At 70.1% G+C, this 20,037-nt stretch carries 16 protein-coding genes and 1 pseudogene; 10 read left to right on the top strand and 7 right to left on the bottom strand.

The features are described from left to right. Positions 1–48: 48 nt before the first annotated feature. The 3 genes from OG734_RS03870 to rhaI form a co-directional block, all read right to left on the bottom strand. Positions 49–1,515, bottom strand: a complete 1,467-nt coding sequence (locus OG734_RS03870) for a rhamnulokinase (RefSeq protein ID WP_330286050.1) — start codon at positions 1,513–1,515, stop codon at positions 49–51. After that, positions 1,512–3,551, bottom strand: a complete 2,040-nt coding sequence (locus OG734_RS03865; RefSeq protein ID WP_330286049.1) for a bifunctional aldolase/short-chain dehydrogenase — start codon at positions 3,549–3,551, stop codon at positions 1,512–1,514. The genes OG734_RS03870 and OG734_RS03865 overlap by 4 nt, the downstream gene beginning before the upstream one ends. 162 nt (positions 3,552–3,713) lie before the next feature. After that, positions 3,714–4,874, bottom strand: a complete 1,161-nt coding sequence (gene rhaI / locus OG734_RS03860; protein ID WP_330286048.1) for an L-rhamnose isomerase — start codon at positions 4,872–4,874, stop codon at positions 3,714–3,716. A 288-nt stretch (positions 4,875–5,162) separates the two neighbouring features. On the opposite strand from rhaI, the gene OG734_RS03855 reads away from it, so the two are divergent. The 8 genes and pseudogenes from OG734_RS03855 to OG734_RS03820 all read left to right on the top strand — a co-directional run bounded on the left by OG734_RS03855 (position 5,163) and on the right by OG734_RS03820 (position 14,251). Further along, the gene (locus OG734_RS03855; protein ID WP_330286047.1) at positions 5,163–6,680 is read left to right on the top strand and encodes a sugar ABC transporter ATP-binding protein; all 1,518 of its coding nucleotides are present in this window, start codon (positions 5,163–5,165) and stop codon (positions 6,678–6,680) included. After that, positions 6,677–7,717, top strand: a complete 1,041-nt coding sequence (locus OG734_RS03850) for an ABC transporter permease (RefSeq protein WP_330286046.1) — start codon at positions 6,677–6,679, stop codon at positions 7,715–7,717. Before OG734_RS03855 ends, OG734_RS03850 begins: the two co-directional genes overlap by 4 nt. Next, positions 7,710–8,741, top strand: coding sequence for an ABC transporter permease (locus OG734_RS03845; protein WP_330286045.1), 1,032 nt, complete (start codon positions 7,710–7,712; stop codon positions 8,739–8,741). Before OG734_RS03850 ends, OG734_RS03845 begins: the two co-directional genes overlap by 8 nt. Before the next feature lie 35 nt (positions 8,742–8,776). Next, positions 8,777–9,859, top strand: a complete 1,083-nt coding sequence (rhaS, locus tag OG734_RS03840; protein WP_330286044.1) for a rhamnose ABC transporter substrate-binding protein — start codon at positions 8,777–8,779, stop codon at positions 9,857–9,859. A gap of 16 nt (positions 9,860–9,875) precedes the next feature. Further along, entirely contained in the window at positions 9,876–10,196 is a 321-nt protein-coding gene (locus tag OG734_RS03835; RefSeq protein WP_330286043.1) for an L-rhamnose mutarotase, read from the top strand. A 68-nt stretch (positions 10,197–10,264) separates the two neighbouring features. Continuing rightward, entirely contained in the window at positions 10,265–11,689 is a 1,425-nt protein-coding gene (locus OG734_RS03830; RefSeq protein WP_330286042.1) for a BNR repeat-containing protein, read from the top strand. A 91-nt stretch (positions 11,690–11,780) separates the two neighbouring features. Beyond that, positions 11,781–12,812 (top strand): LacI family DNA-binding transcriptional regulator, encoded by a 1,032-nt coding sequence (locus OG734_RS03825; RefSeq protein WP_329267704.1) that lies wholly within the window; start codon positions 11,781–11,783, stop codon positions 12,810–12,812. 133 nt (positions 12,813–12,945) lie between these two features. Further along, positions 12,946–14,251, top strand: a pseudogene (locus tag OG734_RS03820) (alpha/beta fold hydrolase). Between the two features lie 29 nt (positions 14,252–14,280). Here the strand turns inward: OG734_RS03820 and OG734_RS03815 are convergent. Further along, positions 14,281–14,481 carry a DUF5999 family protein gene (locus OG734_RS03815; protein WP_330286041.1) on the bottom strand — a complete coding sequence of 67 codons (201 nt, stop codon included), beginning with the start codon at positions 14,479–14,481 and terminating at the stop codon, positions 14,281–14,283. 105 nt (positions 14,482–14,586) lie between these two features. After that, positions 14,587–16,062 (bottom strand): cytochrome P450, encoded by a 1,476-nt coding sequence (locus tag OG734_RS03810; RefSeq protein WP_330286040.1) that lies wholly within the window; start codon positions 16,060–16,062, stop codon positions 14,587–14,589. 117 nt (positions 16,063–16,179) lie between these two features. Between OG734_RS03810 and OG734_RS03805 the strand changes: the two genes are divergently transcribed. Then, positions 16,180–16,788, top strand: coding sequence for a TetR/AcrR family transcriptional regulator (locus OG734_RS03805; RefSeq protein WP_330286039.1), 609 nt, complete (start codon positions 16,180–16,182; stop codon positions 16,786–16,788). A 116-nt stretch (positions 16,789–16,904) separates the two neighbouring features. Further along, positions 16,905–17,630, top strand: a complete 726-nt coding sequence (locus OG734_RS03800) for a DUF2470 domain-containing protein (protein ID WP_330286038.1) — start codon at positions 16,905–16,907, stop codon at positions 17,628–17,630. On the opposite strand, the gene OG734_RS03795 is transcribed toward OG734_RS03800, so the two are convergent. Both OG734_RS03795 and OG734_RS03790 read right to left on the bottom strand, forming a co-directional pair. Then, positions 17,598–18,818 carry a lactonase family protein gene (locus OG734_RS03795; protein WP_330286037.1) on the bottom strand — a complete coding sequence of 407 codons (1,221 nt, stop codon included), beginning with the start codon at positions 18,816–18,818 and terminating at the stop codon, positions 17,598–17,600. The genes OG734_RS03800 and OG734_RS03795 overlap by 33 nt on opposite strands. Positions 18,819–18,933: 115 nt before the next feature. Then, on the bottom strand, positions 18,934–19,980 hold the full coding sequence (locus tag OG734_RS03790; protein WP_330286036.1) for a hypothetical protein: 1,047 nt from the start codon (positions 19,978–19,980) through the stop codon (positions 18,934–18,936). Between the last annotated feature and the right edge of the window lie 57 nt (positions 19,981–20,037).

Below are 20,037 nucleotides of genomic sequence, written 5' to 3'. Positions count from 1 at the left end.
CGGATGAATGGAGAGTACCCGGAGGTTACGTGGTGGGGGAGCACCGTCTCACCTGACGTCGGTGAGCCGTGCCTCCGCCGCTCGCCAGGCCGCCGGGTCGCCGGACGGCTCGTAGCGCGTCAGCGGCTGGGTACGGGCGAGCAGCCGGCGCATGTCCGTACGGTCGCCGACGAGCCCGTGGGCCCTCGCCTGGACGAGGACGTTGCCGAGCGCGGCGGCCTCGGCGGGACCCGCCACCACCGGCAGCCCGCAGGCATCGGCGGTGAGCCGGCACAGCAGCGCGTTGCGCGCGCCGCCCCCGACGATATGCACGGCGTCGACGGAGTGCCCGGCGAGCCGCTGGGCGTCCGTCACCGCCCGCCGATGGGCGAGGGCGAGGGAATCGAGGATGCAGCGAGTGATCTCGCCCGGAGTCCGAGGCACCGGCTGCCCCGAGGCCCGGCAGGCCTCGGCGATCCGCTCCGGCATCCGCCCGGGCGCCAGGAACGCCGCGTCCCCCGCGTCCACCACGGACCGCAGCCCCGGCGCCTCGGCAGCCGCCCGCAGCAGGTCGCCCAGGTCGGGGTTGCCCCAGGCCCGTACGCACTCCTGGAGGAGCCACAGCCCCATGATGTTGCGCAGATAGCGGACCGTGCCGTCGAGCCCGAGCTCATTGGTGAAGTTGGCGGCCCGGCTCTCCTCGGAGAGCACGGGCGCGTCCAGCTCCAGGCCCGCCAGGGACCAGGTGCCGGTGCAGATGTAGGCGAACCGCTCGTCCACCGCCGGCACGGCCGCCACAGCTGAGGCCGTGTCGTGGGACCCGACCGTGGTCACCGGGACCGGCCCGGTGAGCCCGGTCTCCTCCAGTACCTCCGCCCGCAGCACGCCCGCCGGGTCACCGGGCTGCCGCAGCGGCGCGAACAGCCCGAGGTCGATGTCCAGTTTCCGCGCGATGTCATGGGCCCAGTCGCGGGTCCGGGGATCGATCAGCTGGGTGGTGGAGGCGTTGGTCAGCTCGGTGCCGGCCTCGCCCGTCAGCCAGTACGTCAGCAGGTCGGGGATGAGCAACAGCCGCTGGGCGGCGGCCAGTTGGCGGGTGTCGCGGGCCGCTGTCAGCTGGTAGAGGGTGTTGAAGGGCGCGTACTGCAACCCGGTTGCCGCGTACAGCTCGGCGGCCGGGACGGACGCCCACACCTTCTCCGCGACACCCTCGGTGCGGGCGTCGCGGTAGTGCACCGGGTTGCCGAGCAGGGCCCCGTCGCCGTCCAGCAGCCCGTAGTCCACGGCCCAGCTGTCGATGCCGACGGAGTCGAGTTCTCCACCGCAGTGGGCACCGGCGGCCCGCAGCCCGTCGAGCACACCCGCGTACAGCGCGAGAACATCCCAGCGCAGCCCCTCGGGCACCCGCACGGGCCGGTTCACGAACCGGTGCGCCTCGGCCAGCTCCAGCGTGTCGGGCCCGACGCGGCCGACCATGACGCGCCCGCTGGACGCGCCGAGGTCGACCGCGGCGTACGACTTCACGGTCCGGCTCATCGCAGGAAGGCGGCGGCGACGCCGGCGTCGACCGGGACGTGCAGCCCGGTGGTGTGCGTGAGCTCGCCACCGGTGAGCGCGAACACGGCGTTGGCGACGTGCTCGGGCAGCACCTCGCGCTTGAGGATGGTCCGCTGCGCGTAGAACTCGCCGAGCTTCTCCTCCTCGATGCCGTACGTCGCCGCACGCTGGGCACCCCAGCCGGCCGCGAAGATCCCGGAGCCGCGCACGACGCCGTCGGGGTTGATGCCGTTGACCCGGATGCCGTGCTCGCCCAGCTCGGCGGCCAGCAGCCGCACCTGGTGCGCCTGGTCGGCCTTGGTCGCGGAGTACGCGATGTTGTTCGGCCCGGCGAAGACGGCGTTCTTGGACGCGATGTAGACGATGTCGCCGCCCAGCTCCTGCGCGATCAGCACGCGCGCCGCCTCGCGCGAGACGAGGAACGATCCGCGCGCCATGATGTCGTGCTGCAGATCCCAGTCCCGCGCCGTGGTCTCCAGCAGCGGCTTGGAGATCGAGATCCCCGCGTTGTTGACGACGAGATCCACCCCGCCGAAGGCCAGCACGGCGGCCCGGAACGCCTCGGCGATCTGCTCCTCGGACGTGACATCCACGGTGACCGCGACCGCCTTGTCCGGCCCGCCCAGCTCCTCCGCCACGGCCTGGGCGTTCTCCGCGTTGAGATCGGCGACGACGACACAGGCGCCCTCGGCGACCAGCCGCTCGGCGATCGCCTTACCGATCCCGCTGCCCGCACCGGTCACCAGAGCGACCCGGGTGGCCAGCGCCTTCGGCTTGGGCATCCGCTGAAGCTTCGCTTCCTCCAGTGCCCAGTACTCGATGCGGAACTTCTCCGACTCCTCGATCGGCGCGTACGTCGAGACCGCCTCGGCCCCGTGCATCACGTTGATCGCGTTGACATAGAACTCGCCGGCCACGCGCGCGGTCTGCTTGTCCTTGCCGAAGCTGAACATGCCCACGCCCGGGATCAGCACGATCGCGGGGTCGGCGCCGCGCAGCGCGGGGGAGTCGGGCAGGGCGTTGCGCCGGTAGTAGGCGGCGTACTCCTCGCGGTACTCGGCGTGCAGCTCCTTGAGCCGCGCGATCGCCTCGTCGAGGGGAGTGGAGGCCGGCAGATCGAGGACGAGCGGCCTGACCTTGGTGCGCAGGAAGTGGTCCGGGCAGGAGGTGCCGAGGGCCGCCAGCCGCGGGTGCTCGGCGCGCGACACGAAGTCGAGCACGACGTCCGAGTCGGTGAAGTGCCCGACCTGCGGCTTGTCCTGCGAGGCGATGGCCCGTACATACGGGGCGAGCGCGGCGGCCCGCTCCCGCCGCTCCTCGGGCGCGAGGGCCGCGTACCCCTCGATCACCGGGCCGAACGGCTCGGCCTTCCCGCGCTCGGCGAGGAACGCCTCGGCGGTACGGATGATGTGCAGCGAGTTCTCCTCGCACGCCTCGGCGGTCTCGCCCCAGGCGGTGATGCCGTGGCCGCCGAGGACGCACCCGATGGCCTGCGGGTTGGCGGCCTTCACGGCGGCGATGTCCAGCCCGAGCTGGAACCCGGGGCGCCGCCACGGCACCCACACCACGCTGTCCCCGAAACACTCGGCGGTCAGCTTCTCCCCGTCGGCGGCACAAGCGAGCGCGATCCCGGAGTCGGGGTGGAGATGATCCACGTGCGCCGCGTCGACGAGCCCGTGCATCGCGGTGTCGATGGACGGCGCCGCCCCGCCCTTGCCGTGCAGGCAGTAGTCGAACGCGGCGACCATCTCGTCCTCGCGCTCCACGCCCGGATACACACCCTTGAGCGCGTGCAGCCGGTCAAGCCGCAACACGGCCAGCCCACCCTCGGTCAGGGTGCCCAGGTCACCCCCGGACCCCTTGACCCACATCAGCTCCACATCACCACCGGTGACGGGATCGATGTCGGTCCCCTTGGCGGACGTGTTGCCACCCGCGTAGTTCGTATTGCGGGCGTCAGCACCAAGCCGACGGGACCGAGCAATGAGGGCAGCGGCTTCAGGATGGGTTGCCATGACGTGATCAATCCTTACGTGACGATGTGAACGAGGGGGAGGAGCAGCGCCCCGACAGGGGCGCGGGGCTGTATCCATTTGCGGCTCCGCCGCGTGGGCGCGACAAGCCACAACGAACCGGAGGTCCGCGACGAACCGAACCCGGCAGACGAGACGCGGAAGTCACGCGCCCCAACCGGCTTGCTCCCCACCAACCCGCTCCGCGGCGATCTTCGAACCCCACCCGGACCGGGCGTACGCGGCGATCGGGTCGCCGTCCAACCCCAGCTCCTCCCGAACCTCGACAAGCAACGGCCGAACATCCGTGTTGTACGCGTCCATCAACACCGCGTTGGCGGCAAGGACGTCCCCGGACCGCTGAGCAACACCCAGCGCGTCCTTGTCAACAAGGAGTGCCTTGGCCGTCGCCTCCTGGACATTCATCACCGACCGGATGATCGCCGGAATCTTCGCCTCGATGTTGTGGCACTGGTCCAGCATGAACGCCACCTCCGGCACGAACCCCCCGCCCCGGATCACCTCGTACATGATCCGGAACAGCTGGAACGGATCCGCCGAGCCGACCATCAGATCGTCGTCCGCGTAGAACCGCGAGTTGAAGTCGAACGCGCCGAGCTTCCCCTCCCGCAGCAGCGTGGCGACGATGAACTCGATGTTGGTGCCGGGCGCGTGGTGCCCGGTGTCGACCACGACCTGCGCCTTCGGCCCGAGCTTGAGGCAGTGCGCGTACGCCGTGCCCCAGTCCGGGACGTCGGTCGCGTAGAAGGCCGGCTCGAAGAACTTGTACTCGAGGAGCATCCGCTGGTCGTCGCCGAGCCGCTCGTACACCGCGGCCAGCGCCTCGGCGAGCCGGTCCTGCCGCTCACGGATGTCGTCCTGACCGGGATAGTTCGTCCCGTCGGCGAACCACAGCTTCAGGTCCTTCGACCCCGTGGCGTCCATGATGTCGACGCATTCGAGCAGATGACCGAGCGCCTTGCGCCGCACCACCGCGTCCGGGTGGCAGATGCTGCCGAGCTTGTAGTCGTCGTCCTGGAAGGTGTTCGAGTTGATCGCGCCCAGTTTCAGGCCGCGCTCGTCGGCGTACTTGGCCAGGGCCGCATAGTCCTCGACCTTGTCCCACGGAATGTGCAGGGCGACGGTCGGGGCCACTCCGGTGAAGGCGTGCACCTGGGCGGCGTCGTCCAGCTTCTCGAAGGGGTTGCGGGGAACGCCGGGCTGCGCGAACACCTTGAAACGGGTCCCCGAATTCCCGTACGCCCACGACGGGGTTTCGATGGCCTGGGTCTTGAGAGCGGCCTTCACCGCGCTGAGCTCGGACACTTCAGGACTCCTGTGACATCGGGTCGGATCGACTGCTGGGAATCAGCATGCGGAACGACGTTCTGATGAAACGATTCAGAACGGGAAGCTATGAGCCCCCCGAAGGGGTGTCAAGTCCTCTGACCGATTCGACCTACCGTGACTTGCCTGTGACCTTCAATTATCGAAAGAATTTCGACACGGACCCATTGACGTGACATGGCTCCCATGCCTAACGTCCCGGCAACCCAGTTGAAACCTTTCACGACGTCCTGGGGTCAGTCCCACCGACGTTGTCGAGGAGCCCTCATGACCCACCCGTCCGACCCGGGGCCGGCCCCTGTGCTGGCACTCAAGGACATCTCGAAGTCCTTCGGTGCGGTGCGTGCCCTGCGGGACGTTTCCCTTGAGCTGTTCCCCGGTGAAGTGCACGCACTCGCCGGTGAGAACGGCGCCGGCAAGTCGACCCTCATCAAGACGCTCGCCGGCGTGCACCGACCGGACGCCGGCCAGGTGCTGCTCGACGGCGCCCCCGTCGTCTTCCACGGCCCCGGCGACGCCCGCGACGCCGGCATCGCCGTGATCTACCAGGAGCCCACGCTCTTCCCGGACCTGTCGATCGCCGAGAACATCTTCATGGGCCGCCAGCCCCGGCGCGCCCTCGGCCGGATCGACCACAAGGCCACCCATGCGGCGACCGCCGCCCTGATGCGGCGGCTCGGCGTCGAACTCGACCCCGACCGCCCCGCACGCGGCCTGTCCATCGCGGACCAGCAGATCGTGGAGATCGCCAAGGCGCTCTCCTTCGACGCCCGCGTCCTGATCATGGACGAGCCGACCGCGGCCCTCACCGGCAGCGAGGTCGCCCGTCTCTTCGGCGTCGTCCGTACCCTGCGCGAACAGGGCGCCGCCGTGCTCTTCATCTCGCACCGGCTGGAGGAGATCTTCAAGCTCTGCCAGCGGGTGACGACCCTGCGTGACGGCGCCTGGATCGCCAGCGAGCCGATCGACGGCATGACCGAGGACGATCTCGTCCGCCGGATGGTCGGCCGCGATCTCGACGAGCTCTACCCGAAGCAGGACGTGGAGGCCGGCGAGGTCGCCCTCAGCGTGCGCCGGCTGACCCGCGAGGGCGTCTTCACCGATGTCTCCTTCGAGGTCCGGCACGGCGAGATCGTGGGTCTCGCCGGACTCGTCGGCGCCGGCCGCACGGAGGTGGCCCGGGCCGTCTTCGGCATCGACCGCTGGGACGCGGGCGAGGTCGAGGTGGACGGCACGGTTCTCACGAACGGAGCACCCTCCACGGCCATGGCCGCCGGGCTTGCCCTCGTCCCCGAGGACCGCCGCGCCCAGGGCCTGGTGATGGACATGTCCATCGAGCGGAACATCGGCCTCACCGGCCTGCGTACGACCGTCAGGGCCGGACTCATGGACCGGGGCGCCGAACGCAGCCGCTCCCTCGACTGGGCCGTCAAGCTCCAGGTGAAGTACGCCCGCATCGCCGACACCGTCAACACGCTGTCCGGCGGCAACCAGCAGAAGGTCGTCCTGGCCAAGTGGCTCGCCACCGGCCCCCGGGTACTGATCGTCGACGAGCCCACCCGTGGCATCGACGTCGGTACGAAGGCCGAGGTGCACCGCCTGCTCAGCGAGCTGGCCGCCGACGGTGTGGCCGTTCTGATGATCTCCTCCGACCTGCCCGAGATCCTCGGTATGGCCGACCGCGTGCTCGTGATGCACGAGGGCCGCCTCGCCGCCGAGATCCCGCGCTCCGAAGCAACCGAGGAAACGGTGATGGCCGCAGCCACCGGGAGGGCCGCCGCATGACGGTGACCGCTCCCAACCCCGCCCCCGCCGCCGAGGTGCCCAAGTCCAGCGGCACCCGACTGGTGGACCGTGTGTTCAAGATGCGCGAACTCGCCATCCTGGTCGTCTTCCTGGTGATGATCGCCGTCACGCAGGCCGGCAACAGCGAGTTCCTGTCCGAGCAGGGCATCAAGGACCTGCTGCTGAACGCGACGATCCTGGTCCTGGTCGCCACCGGCCAGTCGCTGGTGGTCATCACCCGCAACGTCGACCTGTCGGTGGGCTCCACCCTCGGCATCAGCGCCTTCGCCGCCGGCCTCTACCTCCAGGACGGCGGAAACCCCGTCGTGGCCGTCGCCCTGGCCGTCCTCCTCGGCATCGGCTTCGGACTCCTCAACGGGCTCCTGGTCAGCTTCGGTCAGGTACCGGCCCTCGTCGTCACCCTCGGCACGCTCTACATCATCCGCGGCATCGACTCCATCTGGGTCGGCTCCCGGCAGATCACGGCCGCCGATCTCCCGGACGGATTCGTCGACTTCGGCTCCGGCGGTATCTCTGCGGTGCCGTATCTCGCGCTGATCGCGCTCGTCGTGCTCATCGCCACCGCCTACTACCTCAAGCAGTTCGGCAGCGGCCGCGAACTGTACGCCCTCGGCTCCAACCCCGAGGCTGCCCGGCTCGCAGGCATCCCCGTGCGCAAGCGGATCCTCGCCGCGTACACCTTCTGCGGTGCCCTCGCCGGACTCGCCGGCGCGCTGTACCTCGCGCGGTTCGGCAACGTCGACTCCAGCACGGGCAACGGCTACGAACTCACCGTCGTCAGCGCGGTCGTGGTCGGCGGTGTGGTCTTCACCGGCGGCTCCGGCAGCGTCTACGGGGCCGCGCTAGGCGCGCTGCTGCTGACGTCCATCAACAGCGTGCTGCCCGCCCTCGGCGTCAGCTCGGTGTGGGTGATGGCCATCAACGGCATCCTGCTCATCCTCGCCATCGCGGTCGACCGGATCGTCGCCCTGCGCGTGGCGTCCGCACTGAAGAAGAGGAACGCCCGCCATGGCTGACTCGTCGCTCGCGCGTGCCATCCGCGGGTCCTCCTTGAAAAGGTGGGATTCCGCCGTCGGTATCCTCCTCGTCGTCGTGCTGCTGCTGTCCTTCGGGTTCGTGGACGGGTTCGGCAACGGGCTCAACCTGTCCTTCCTGATCGGCAACACCCTCCCGATCGCGCTCATCGCGCTGCCCATGACCCTGCTCGTCGTCTCCGGCGAGATCGATCTGTCCGTCGCCTCCACCGCCGGCCTGTCCGGCGCGGTGATGGGTGCCCTGTGGAACCAGGGCCTGACGATCGAGGTGATCATCCCGATCTGCCTGGTCCTGGGCGCCGTCTGCGGGCTGATCAACGGGCTGCTCGTCACCCGGCTCGGGCTGCCCTCCCTCGCCGTCACCATCGGCACCATGGCCGCCTACCGGGGCATCGCACAGATCGTGCTCGGCTCCGACGCGGTGACCGACTTCCCCACCCAGTACCTGGACTTCGCGGCCGGACGCATCGGGGACACCTTCATCCCGTACGCCCTCCTGCCCTTCATCGTGCTGCTCGCGATCGCCGTGGTCGTGCTGCACGCCACCCCGTTCGGCCGCTCGCTGTTCGCGATCGGTGCGAGCGAGGAGGCCGCCCGCTTCGCCGGTATCCGGGTCAAGCGGCAGAAGTTGATCCTGTTCACGGTGACCGGTCTCACGGCCTCCCTCACCGGGATCTTCTGGGCGCTGCATTACGCCAGCGCTCGCTTCGACAACGCCACCGGGCTCGAACTCTCCGTCATCGCCGCCGTGTTGCTCGGTGGCATCGACTTCGACGGTGGGAAGGGCACGCTCGGTGGCGCCATCGCCGGGGTGTTCCTGCTCGGCGCGCTGCAGAACGTGATGAGCCTTCAGGATGTTTCGGCTCAGTCACAGATCGTCGTCACTGGAATTCTGCTCGTCCTCTCGGTGCTCGGTCCCCGGGTCGCACGACAGATCTCGCTAGCGAGGGCCGGGCGCAGAGCCGCCTCAGTGCCGGTGTCCAAAACGCCGGCTCCGACCTCGTAACTTCAGCTCACCCTCGTACAAGAAGGAACAAAGCCATGCGCAAGTCATCCGTCCGCCGTGCCTCCGCGGCTCTCGCCGCTGCCACCTCACTCGCTCTGGCGCTCACCGCCTGTGGCGGTACCTCCAAGAACGACGTCAAGGACGAGGGTGCCTCGGCCGCCGCGACCGGCAAGGCCGACACGAACGCGGCCACCAAGAAGGGCCTGACCGTCGGGTTCCTGCCCAAGGCGGTCAACAACCCGTACTTCACCTCCGCCGACAAGGGCGGCGAGGCCGCGCTGAAGACGCTGGGCTCCAGCTACAAGGAGGTCGGCCCCAGCAGCGCCACCGACACCGCCGGGCAGGTGTCGTACGTCAACACCCTCACCCAGCAGCAGGTCGACGCGATGGCCGTGTCCGCGCAGGACCCGGGTGCCCTGTGCACCGCGCTCAAGCAGGCCATGAAGAACGACATCAAGGTCGTCACCTACGACTCGGACACCAACACCGACTGTCGTAACGCCTTCGTCTCGCAGGCCAGCGCCGAGGACCTGGGCCGTACCGAGGTGCAGCTGCTCGCCGAGCAGATCGGCTACAAGGGCGAGATCGCGATCCTGTCCGCGGCGCAGACCGCGACGAACCAGAACACCTGGATCGACTTCATGAAGGACGAGCTGAAGGACCCGAAGTACAAGGACGTCAAGCTGGTCAAGGTCGCGTACGGCAACGACGACGCCCAGCAGTCCTTCCAGCAGACCCAGGGCCTCCTCCAGGAGTACCCGAACCTGAAGGGGATCATCTCCCCGACCACCGTCGGCATCAAGGCCGCCGCCCAGTACCTGTCCGGCTCGAAGTACAAGGGCAAGGTCAAGCTGACCGGCCTCGGCACCCCCAACGACATGCGCAAGTACGTCAAGAACGGCACCGTCGAGGGCTTCGAGCTGTGGGACCCGGCGAAGCTCGGCGAGCTGGCCGCGTACACCTCCGTCGCGCTGGTCTCGGGCCAGATCACCGGCAAGGAAGGCGAGACCTTCAAGGCCGGCGACATGGGTGAGTACACGATCGGCAAGGACGGCGTGATCAGCCTCGGCAAGCCGACCGTGTTCACCAAGGACAACATCGACCAGTTCAACTTCTGATTCCTGGGGGCTGTTGATGCAACGCGTGTGCTTTCTGCTGAAGGTCCGGGCGGACCGCCTCGACGAGTACCGCGAGCGGCACGCCGCCGTGTGGCCCGAGATGCTCGACGCACTCTCGGCCACCGGCTGGCACAACTACTCGCTCTTCCTGCGTGAAGACGGCCTGTTGGTCGGCTACTTGGAGACCGAGGACTTCGCCGCCGCCCAGGCAGGCATGGAAGCCGCCGAGATCAACGCCCGTTGGCAGGCGGAGATGGCGCCGTTCTTCGAATCGCTGGACGGCGCCCGTCCCGACGAGGCCATGAAGCCCCTCACCGAGGTGTTCCACCTCGCCTGAACACCTCGCCCGATCACCCCCGATCACCCCGCTCACCTCATTTCGCAAGACAACGGAGTCCCCCCGAGATGAAAAGACGTACGTTGCTGGGCGCCGCTCTCGCCGGCGCCGTGGTGACCCCCGCCTTTGCCGTCGGCAGTGCCCGCGCCGCAGACCCCGGCCCCTCGGTCACCCAGACCGGCAACACCACGCTCGACTCCCAGGCCGTCTTCTTCGTCTCCTACGACGGCCTGGTCAACAACAACTCGTTCCAGAAGAACGGCCTGCTGACCTACAAGGGCTACCAGTACGCCGTCTGGTACACCGCAGACAAGAACGCCGTCGTCGGCCGCCGGGTCCTCGGCGGCACCACCTGGTCGACGGTCCAGGTCGGGCACACCCTCAAGTCGAGCGACTCGCACAACGTCATCTCCATGGGCGTCTCCAAGGTCGACGGCCGCCTCCACCTCAACATGGACTCGCACAGCGACGGCTTCACCTACGTCAAGTCGGTGGCCGGGCTCATGGACAACCCGTCCGGGCTCAGCTGGATCGCGTCCCGCTTCGGCGCACCCCAGTCGACGCTCGACGGACTCGCGCTCACCTCGCAGTTCACGTACCCGCAGTTCGTCTCGTTGCCCGACGGCAAGCTCCAGCTCAGCTACCGTGTCGGCATCTCCGGCAACGGCCGCAACGCGATCGCCGAGTACGACGGCACCTCCTGGACCAACCTCGGCGAGTGGTCCAGCTCCACCGGCACGTACACCAGCGAGCACGGCTCGTCGACGGTCCGCAACATGTACCTGCACGGCATCGACTACGACAAGAACGGCCGCCTGCACTCGTTCTTCACCTGGCGCGAGCAGAACGGCGCCGTCATGTGCAACAGCGGCGGCATCACCAACCACGACACCGGTTACGTCTACTCCGACGACCGGGGCCGCACCTGGCGCAACAACGCGGGCACGCTCGTCGGCACCACCGGCGGCTCCGACAAGGTCGCCGTGACGGACAGCGGCCTGGTGGTCGACGCGCTGAACCCGGACCACTCCCTGATGAACCAGGAGAGCCAGTTCACCGACTCGTCCGGGCTGCCGCACGCGATCATCAGCTACGTACCCGGCCGCTTCGGCCAGTGCACCACCAACTACGTCACCAACCGCACCGCCAACGGACGCGCCTTCCACCTGCGCAAGAACTCCGCCGGCACCTGGCAGAAGACCGAGATCCCGGTCCCGCTGGGCTCCAGCCAGCGCACCAAGCTGGTCCTCGACAAGTACGACAACGCCTACGCGATCTTCCCCTTCGGGCGGATAGCCGGCGCCTCGAAGTCCTCCGGCTACACCGACTGGACGGTGCTGTACGACGGCAGCGGACTGAACGCCTTCGGCGAGGTCGTGGTCGACGAGTCACGGATCGCCCAGGACAACGTCCTGTCGGTCCTCTACCAGGAGAAGTCGAGCGGCACGACCCCCTCGGCGCTCCATGTCGTTGACTTCCGGCTTCCCACGTGAGCGGAATGATCAGCGGATTAGTCAAGGCCGGGCAGGCCGCTAATGTAAAGGCCTGCCCGCCACCGTTCGTTTCCCTGGAGGTCCCCGCCTGATGGCCCAGCCGGTGGGTATCAAGGACGTCGCACGCGCCGCCGGAGTCTCGGTGGGCACGGTCTCGAACGTCATCAACCGCCCGGACTCGGTCGCCACCGAGACCCGTGCCCGTGTGCTGTCCGCGATCGACCGCCTCGGCTACGTCCGCAGCGAGTCGGCCCGGCAGCTGCGCGCCGGGCGCAGCCGCATCATGGGGCTGCTCGTCCTCGACATGGGCAACCCCTTCTTCGTGGACGTGGCACGCGGTGCCGAGCGGGCCGCGCGGGACGCCGGGCTCGGCGTGATGGTCTGCAACAGCGCCCAGAGCGCCGGGGAGGAGGCCGACTACCTGTCGCTCTTCGCCGAGCAGCGGGTGCGCGGCGTACTGCTCACCCCCGCCGACGCGACCGGCCGCAACATAGAGTCGTTCCGCCGTCACGGCATCCCGTTCGTCCTGGTCGACCGGGTCGCCGAGGGCACCACCGAGTGCTCGGTGTCCGTGGACGACGTCGCGGGCGGCGCACTGGCCGTACGCCATCTCGTCGACGCCGGACACCGCTCCATCGCGTACGTCAGCGGACCACCCAGCTTCAACCAGGTGCGCGACCGCCGCACGGGTGCCATGAACGCCCTCGCCGAGGCCGGCCTCAGCCCCACGGCGCTGCGCGAGCTGCCCACTGAGCGACTCGACGTCGCCGCCGGCCGGGACGCGGGCGCCCGACTCCTGGGCCTCGCCGACCGTCCGACCGCCGTGTTCTGCGCCAACGACCTGCTCGCCCTCGGCGTCCTGCAGGCCATGTACGCGGCCGGTGTCGGCGTTCCCGACGACCTCGCGATCGTCGGCTACGACGACATCGAGTTCGCCGCCGCGGCGGCCGTACCGCTGACCTCCGTACGCCAGCCCGCCGTGACCATGGGCGCCCTGGCCGCGGAACTCCTCCTGGAGGAGACCGAGACGGAGGCGGAGATGGGCGGGAGGCGGCACTCCCACCGCAGGGTCGTGCTCCAGCCGGAGCTGGTGGTCCGGCGCTCCAGTCTTTCGGCGCGCTGACCCGGTACTGATCCGGGGTTCAGTACCGGATCAGCACCGGGTTCCGTATGTCTGCATGATCCCGGGGCTCGGCAGCGCCCCGGGCATGTGCTGAACTGGGGCGGCCCGCAACCCAACCGTCTCGGGAGCCCCGTTGACCGTCAGCTACCGCCAGCCCGGCGTCGTCCTCACCGACCGCCGTTTCACCGTGCCCCTGGACCACGACGACCCCGGGGGCGAGACCATCGAGCTGTACGCCCGTGAGGTCGTCGCCGGCGGTGAGGCGGACCGGGACGACCTGCCGTGGCTGCTCTACCTCCAGGGCGGTCCGGGCTTCGGGGCAAATCGTTTCGTCGGTCAGGGGGCCTGGCTCGGCCGCGCCCTGGAGGAGTTCCGAGTCCTCCTCCTGGACCAGCGCGGCACCGGCGCCTCCACCCCCGCCAACCGCCAGACGCTGCCGCTGCGCGGCGGGCCCGCCGAACAGGCCGCCTATCTGACGCGCTTCCGCACGGACTCGATCGTCCGGGACTGCGAGTCCATACGCTCCTCGGTCACCGGCGGCGCCCCCTGGACCGTCCTCGGCCAGAGCTTCGGCGGCTTCTGCGCGGTGAACTATCTGTCGACGGCGCCCGAAGGGCTGACCGCCGCCCTGATCACGGGTGGCCTCCCGTCGCTCGACGGGCACGCGGACGACGTCTACCGGGCCGCCTATCCCCGTATCGAACGCAAGGTCGCCGCGCACTACGCCCGTTACCCGCAGGACGTCGAACGGGCGCGGCGGATCGCCGAGTACGTGAGCGTCCACGAGCCGGTCCTGCCGAACGGCTACCGGCTGACCGTCGAGGCCTTCCAGTCCCTCGGCATCCTCCTCGGCGGCGGCGAGGGCAGTCACCGGCTGCACTACCTCCTGGAGGACGCCTTCGTCCGCGCCCCCGGGGGGCGCGGCCTTGTCCGACGCCTTCCTGGAGGAGGTCCAGGGCCTCCTGTCGTACGCCGGCCATCCGCTGTACGCCCTCGTCCACGAGGCCATCTACGGCCAGGGCAACCGCCCCACCGACTGGTCCGCCGAGCGGGTGCGGGCCGAGTTCCCGCAGTTCGACGCGGGCAAGTCCCTCGCGGACGACGGCCCGTTGCTGTTCACCGGCGAGTCGGTCCACCCCTGGATGTTCGATGTCGACCCAGCCCTGCGCCCCCTGCGCGAAACCGCCGAACTCCTCGCCGCCCACACGAACTGGCCGCCCCTGTACGACCGTTCCCGCCTCGCCGTCAACGAGGTCCCGGTCGCCGCGGCCGTCTACCACGACGACATGTACGTCGACACGGGGCACGCGCTGGAGACCGCGCGGGCGATCCGGGGGCTGCGGACCTGGGTGACGGACGAGTTCGAGCACGACGGGGTGCGGGCGGGCGGACCCAGGGTTCTCGACCGGCTGCTGGCCCTCACCCGCGACGAGGTGTGACGACACCTGGTGACTCAGGACCTGGTGACTCAGGCGGCGGCGGCCAGTGTGCCGACGCCGCGCAGCGGGCCCACGGCCCGTCCGTCCGGCAGGAGTTCACCCGTGTCGTCGAAGACGATGGTGCCGTTGCAGAGCAGGTTCCAGCCCTGCTCGGGGTGGGCCGAGACGATGACGGCCGCGTCGTGGTCCGGGCTGTCGACGGTCGGGCACGAAGGCTGGTGAGTGCACATGGTCTCTCCCGCGTCTGAAGGGTCTGCCTCTGTAGTAGCGGAGGTTGTTTTCCTCTGTATGTGGAGACCCCAACACGCCGGGAAATTCATCTGTGAGGTGCCGTGTCAGGCAGCCGCCAACTCCTCGCCGGGGGACCGGCGTTCGAGGTGCAGCCGCAGTCCCTCCGGTATCACCGTCAACCGTTCCGCCACCCGCAGCCGGTAGTCGGGGTCGGGCTTCAGGTCGTAGCGGCGCAGGAGCAGGCCGAGGACGAGTGTCGCCTCGTGCAGGGCGAACTGGCGGCCGATGCACGCCCGGGCTCCGGTGCCCCAGGGTTTGAACGCGTGGGCGGGGCGGGCGCGCACGGCCGCCGCGTCGAAACGGTCCGGGTCGAAACGGTCGGCGTCGGCGCCCCAGACCGCCGGGTCGCGGTGCAGCAGCGGAGCGAGGACCAGCGTCCAGGCTCCCTTGCGCATCGGATGCTCGCCGCCGAGCACCGTGTCGTTGCGGGCCTCACGGGAGAAGGCGGGCGCCGTCGGCCACAGCCGCAGCGACTCGTCGAGCACCCGGCGCACGTACCGCAGCTTGGCGACCTGGTCGTAGCCGGGGACGGCCGTCCCACCCCAGACACGGTCCACCTCGGCGCGGGCGCGGGCGGCGATCTCCGGGTGCCGGGAGAGGTAGTGCAGGGCGAAGGAGAGCGCGCCGGACGTCGTCTCGTGGCCCGCGATGAGGAAGGTGAGGACCTGCCGGCGCACGTTCTCCGGCGCCAGGCGTTCGCCGGTCTCCGGGTGTGCGGTGTCGAGCATGCGGTCGAGCAGATCGCCGCTGCCGCCGCCCTCGCCGTCCGACGTCCGGCGGGCCCGTACCAGCTCGTCGACCGTGCGGTTCAGGTACGCCATGGCCGCCTCGTTGCGACGCGTGGCCCGGCGCAGCAGCAGCGGGGCGAGCGGCGCGGGGACGACGTTCAGATACTGCGCGTGGTTCAGGGTGCCGACCATCGCCGTCACGAAGGGGTGCGGGCGGGCGCGTTCGAAGGAGCCGAAGTCGTGCCCGAAGCCGGTGCGCGCGATCGTCTCCAGGGTCAGCTTCGTCATGTCGGCGGGCACGTCCACCGCACGGCCCGCCGTCAGCTCCCGGTCCCAGTGGTCCGTGAGTCGCTCGGCCACGGCCAGCATCATCGGGTGGTAGCCGGCCATCGCCTCGCGGCTGAATCCGGGGGCGAGAACGTCGTGCGCCAGCTGCCAGTTGGGCTCGTGGTTGTACGCCGTGAACAGTCCGTCCCCGGCGATCGGGCGCAGATTGGCCACCCCGAGGCCCACATGCTTGGCGAAGCGTGACTCGTCCGCCAGATCGGCGGTGAGATCCGCGCCCCAGACGAACACGATCTCCTTGCCGAACGCCTTGCGCCGGAAGATCGGCCCCAGGCGCTGCCCGACGCTCATCGAGTCCTGGAGGGGCGTACGGGGACTGACGCCGACCAGGTCGCCGAGCAGCGGAATCCGGTGCGGGGGATGCGGGATCCGGTGCAGCTCCGGCCAGTCCAGCTCGGCACTTCGGAATCCCCTGGACGAAGCGGTCCTGGACGCCGTCTCTGTCATGACGCCATCTCCCTTGATCCTGTGGCGTGTTGATCCTGTTGTACGTGGGTTCAATAACGGTTTCAGTCTGATCCCGCTGTTGAACCGACGTCAAGTAGCGTCGAGTAAAGTGCGGACATGGCCGCGAAAGAGGGGGAGCGCACACGTCGGCGGTTGAGCACCGGCGAGCGTCGGGAGCAGCTTCTGTCGGTCGGTGCTCGCCTGTTCTCGGAGAGCCCGTACGACGAGGTGTGGATCGAGCAGGTCGCCGAGATCGCCGGAGTCTCCCGCGGGCTGCTCTATCACTACTTCCCGACCAAGCGGGACTTCTTCGCGGCGGTCGTGGAGCGCGAGAGCGAGCGCATGATGCGAATGACGGCCGCCGTGCCGGGCGTTCCCGCCCGCGAGCAACTGGACGCGAACCTCGACGCGTTCCTCGCCTACGTCGAGGAGCACGCGCACGGCTATCGCGCTTTCCATCGCGCCGACGCGTCCGGCGACCAGGCCGTACGGAAGGTCTATCAGCGGGCGCTGGCCACGCAGGAGCGGCAGATCCTCGAAGCGCTCGAGGTCGACCCGGAGTTCGGGCGGCTGTCCGAGGAGCGGCCCGAACTGCGGCTCGCCGTCCGGGGGTGGCTGGCCTTCACGACCGCCGTCTGTCTGGAGTGGCTGCGCGGCTCGGACCTGTCCCGCGAGCAGGTACGGGATCTGTGCGCGCGGGCGCTGCTCGGCACCCTCGCACTCTGAAGGCGGCCAGGTCGTGGCCGGTTTGCGGTACAGGAATCGCACAGGATCGTGGCAGGTGGTTGGCGTACACCCGGATCTTCGATAGGTTAGGCAAGGCTTACCTAAGGAGGTTTGGGATGGGTGACAGTCCGACCTGGACGGCCGCGCCCGCCGCGGCGGAACGCGCGCGTTCGGTGCTCGCGGCCGCGTGGTCCTGCGCGGTGACCGCGGACGGCGGGCGCGAGGAGTTCGTCGGCGCGCACACCGTCGGCGAGGACGGCCGCGTGATCCTGGAGGTGTCGGCGGAGAGCACACTGCTCGCCGCCGCCGTCTGCGCCCCGCGCGGCGAACCGTCGGCCGTGCTGGAGTTCGCCGACGTCTCGCCCGTCCCCGTGCGCAACCGGATCCGCGCCCGGCTGTGGATGGCCGGCTGGTTCTCCGTCGAGGGCGAGCAGCTGGCGTTCCGTCCGACACGTGTGGTGCTGCGCCAGACGTCCGGTGCCACCGTCGTCGACCTCGACGAGTTCGCGGCCGCCGCGCCCGACCCGCTGGCCACGGCCGAGGCGGGGCTGCTGACCCATCTCGCGGACTGCCACGGCGACGCTGTCGAGCGCCTCACCCGCCTGGTCGAGCCGGACAGCCTGCACGGTGCCGTCAAGGTCCAGCCGCTCGCCGTCGACCGGCACGGGCTCACCCTGCGTATCGAGCGGGCCCGTGCCCACGGTGACGTACGACTGGCGTTCCACCGGCCCGCCGACACCGTCTCCCAGCTCACCGAGCGCATGCACACCCTCCTCACCCAGGCGAGCGCCGCCTCCTGCCCCCGCGCGCTACAGCGGCAGCGCGCAGACGACGACGGGTGACGCGAACGGCTCGCCCGCGAGCCGCAGTTCACCGCTCGCGCGGTCGACGCGAAAGACGCTGACCGTGCTCGACCGCTGGTTCGCCGTGAACAGCAGGTCCCCGCCCGGCGCCAGGGCGATGTGGCGCGGGAAGTCGCCCGCGACCGGCACCGTGTCGAGGAGCCGGAGGCGGGCACCGCCCGCCTCCACGGCGTACCGCGTCAGACTGTTGTGGCCGCGGTTGGCCAGGTACGCGTACCGCCCGTCCGCGGTCACCACGAACTGGGCCGGATAACTCGTGCCCGTACCCGTCCCCGTGGACTGCGCCTCCCCGATGTCCAGGCGCCCGGTGGCGGGGGAGTAGACGCAGACCGCGACCGTGTTGTCGACCTCGTTGGCGAGGTACGCGCACCGCCCGCCGGGGTGGAAGGTGAGATGGCGCGGGCCCGCGCCCGGACGGGTCTGCGCGCGCGAGACCTCGGTGAGCGTGCCGCGCGCGATGTCCAGGCGGTACGTGTAGACGGTGTCCGTGCCCAGGTCGACCGCGAGGACATGGCCCCCGTCGGGGCTGGTGATGAACTGGTGTGCGTGCGGGCCCTGTTGACCCGGCCCGGGCGCCGGACTGGAATGCGTGACCAGGTCGGTGCGCTCGCCCAGTGCGCCCGAGGCGTCGATGGGGTGCACCGCCACGCTGCCGGAGCCGTAGTTGGCGCTGAGCAGCCACCGCCCCCTCGGATGCACGGACAGATGACACGGTCCCGCCCCGCCGGTCCCGCGCGTGCCGAGCACCCGGTGCCGTTCGCCCTCGCCGCCGAGCCGGATCGCGGTCACGCCGCCGTCCTGGCGCTCGTTCACCGCGTACAGGGTCCGGCCGTCCGGATGCGCGGCGAGGTAGGACGGGTCGCCCACGCCCGTGAGGGCTCCGGCGCCGGTGACACGGCCCGAGGCCGGGTCGTAGGTGGCGAGGCCGATGCCGGTACCGCCGCCCTCGACGGAGGTGTACGTGCCGAGGAAGAGGGGGCGGGGAGCGGCCGGCCGAGGAGTTGCGGGCGCGGGTGATTCCGGTGCGGTGGCAGGCTCCGCAGGCACGGACGCCATCGCTCTCGCCGGGACGGACGCAGTCGCGGCGGTGCCCGCCGCCGCGCCCACGAACCGGCGCCTGCTCCAGCCACCGCGCGCGCCCCGCGCCGGTTCCGTACCACCGCTCATACCTGCACCCCGGGTCTCGGTCGCATCGGCCGTTGTCGGCAACTCTGACCCGGATCACCCATCACATGCAAGAGCAGCAACGCGCGTTGCGCAGGCTGCAACGCAGGGGTAGGGCTTACCAGTCCCCGTCCTCCACCGGCTTCCCCGTCAGCGGCTTCACCTGCCCGGACCCGGGCGCCTGCCAGGGTTCGTGGTCGTCGCCCAGCCAGTCGCCGACCGGCTGTACGGCCGCCAGGGGGTCCGTCGGGGCGAGATCCTCGGCGTCCTGGTCGAAGTAGTCGAACCAGGGCAGGCCGGCCCGCGTGTAGGCCGCGCGGTCCACGGGTGACGGGGGCGGAGCCTCGCCGGTGATGCGACGCCACTCGGGCGGCGTCACGAGGTGCACGAACACCCGGCCGGCGGGACGCTCGGCCCATGCCGTGAGCGGACGGTCGTCCTTGTACACCTCCTGGCGCATCGCACCGCCGACGCCCAGACCCATCGCCGCCCCCGACCGCTGCGGCCCCCCTGCCCCGCCCGGCTGCGCAGACGGGGCGGCCATCGCCATGGGAGCCATGGGTACGACCCCTCCGTAACCCCCTGTCGACGCGCCCGCCACCCGCGCCCGCTCCGCCCGGCGCTGCTCCTCCTCGCGCCACTTCGCCAGTTCCGCGTCGGTCAGCGGGAAGGACTGGAGCTGTACGCCGCCCCACACCTCCTCGCCCGTGACCTGTCCCTCCACGGTCGCGCCCAGCCCGAGCGGCACCGCCACGAACTGGCGGACCGTGCCCTTGCCCGAGTTGATGCCGTCCAGCCAGGGCTGACGCGGCAGCACCACATAGTTCTGCGGCTTCCTCGACAACCGGTCGCTCCACGGCTCGCCCGACACCGCGCACACCTTGCCCACGCCCACCTGCAGCGCGGCGGGCTGGGCGGTGCCCCCAAAACTCAGCCACATCGCCTCGCGTAGATACACCGGCAACAGCACCCCACCGCGCGCCCGCCAGGCCTCCGGCACCGTGTCGGGATAGTCGGCCACCCGGCGGACCGGGAACTCGCCGAGCCCCGGCGGCAGCGGATGCGTGCCGGTCTCCGGCAGGCGGAGGGTGCGGATGAACCGTACGGCCACACCCCCTGGCAGTCGCAGCGTGTTCCCGTCGATCCGCACACCGGAGTCACCCATGCGCAGCCCCCTCAATCCCAGTCAGTGCCAGTCGTCCAGTTCATGTGACTTCGTCAC

Origin of the sequence: Streptomyces sp. NBC_00576, from assembly GCF_036345175.1 — a bacterium.
In the GTDB taxonomy this organism is placed as follows: Bacteria; Actinomycetota; Actinomycetes; order Streptomycetales; family Streptomycetaceae; genus Streptomyces.
Note: the sequence above shows the minus strand (reverse complement) of the source record. Positions and strands in the feature narration are given on the sequence as shown.

Excerpts from the sequence above, each read along its gene's own strand:
- OG734_RS03870 (WP_330286050.1), bottom strand. The coding sequence starts at position 1,515 with ATGAGCCGGACCGTGAAGTCGTACGCCGCGGTCGACCTCGGCGCGTCC.
- OG734_RS03865 (WP_330286049.1), bottom strand. The coding sequence starts at position 3,551 with ATGGCAACCCATCCTGAAGCCGCTGCCCTCATTGCTCGGTCCCGTCGG.
- OG734_RS03855 (WP_330286047.1), top strand. The coding sequence starts at position 5,163 with ATGACCCACCCGTCCGACCCGGGGCCGGCCCCTGTGCTGGCACTCAAG.
- OG734_RS03850 (WP_330286046.1), top strand. The coding sequence starts at position 6,677 with ATGACGGTGACCGCTCCCAACCCCGCCCCCGCCGCCGAGGTGCCCAAG.
- OG734_RS03845 (WP_330286045.1), top strand. The coding sequence starts at position 7,710 with ATGGCTGACTCGTCGCTCGCGCGTGCCATCCGCGGGTCCTCCTTGAAA.
- rhaS (WP_330286044.1), top strand. The coding sequence starts at position 8,777 with ATGCGCAAGTCATCCGTCCGCCGTGCCTCCGCGGCTCTCGCCGCTGCC.
- OG734_RS03835 (WP_330286043.1), top strand. The coding sequence starts at position 9,876 with ATGCAACGCGTGTGCTTTCTGCTGAAGGTCCGGGCGGACCGCCTCGAC.
- OG734_RS03830 (WP_330286042.1), top strand. The coding sequence starts at position 10,265 with ATGAAAAGACGTACGTTGCTGGGCGCCGCTCTCGCCGGCGCCGTGGTG.
- OG734_RS03825 (WP_329267704.1), top strand. The coding sequence starts at position 11,781 with ATGGCCCAGCCGGTGGGTATCAAGGACGTCGCACGCGCCGCCGGAGTC.
- OG734_RS03815 (WP_330286041.1), bottom strand. The coding sequence starts at position 14,481 with ATGTGCACTCACCAGCCTTCGTGCCCGACCGTCGACAGCCCGGACCAC.
- OG734_RS03810 (WP_330286040.1), bottom strand. The coding sequence starts at position 16,062 with ATGACAGAGACGGCGTCCAGGACCGCTTCGTCCAGGGGATTCCGAAGT.
- OG734_RS03805 (WP_330286039.1), top strand. The coding sequence starts at position 16,180 with ATGGCCGCGAAAGAGGGGGAGCGCACACGTCGGCGGTTGAGCACCGGC.
- OG734_RS03800 (WP_330286038.1), top strand. The coding sequence starts at position 16,905 with ATGGGTGACAGTCCGACCTGGACGGCCGCGCCCGCCGCGGCGGAACGC.
- OG734_RS03795 (WP_330286037.1), bottom strand. The coding sequence starts at position 18,818 with ATGAGCGGTGGTACGGAACCGGCGCGGGGCGCGCGCGGTGGCTGGAGC.
- OG734_RS03790 (WP_330286036.1), bottom strand. The coding sequence starts at position 19,980 with ATGGGTGACTCCGGTGTGCGGATCGACGGGAACACGCTGCGACTGCCA.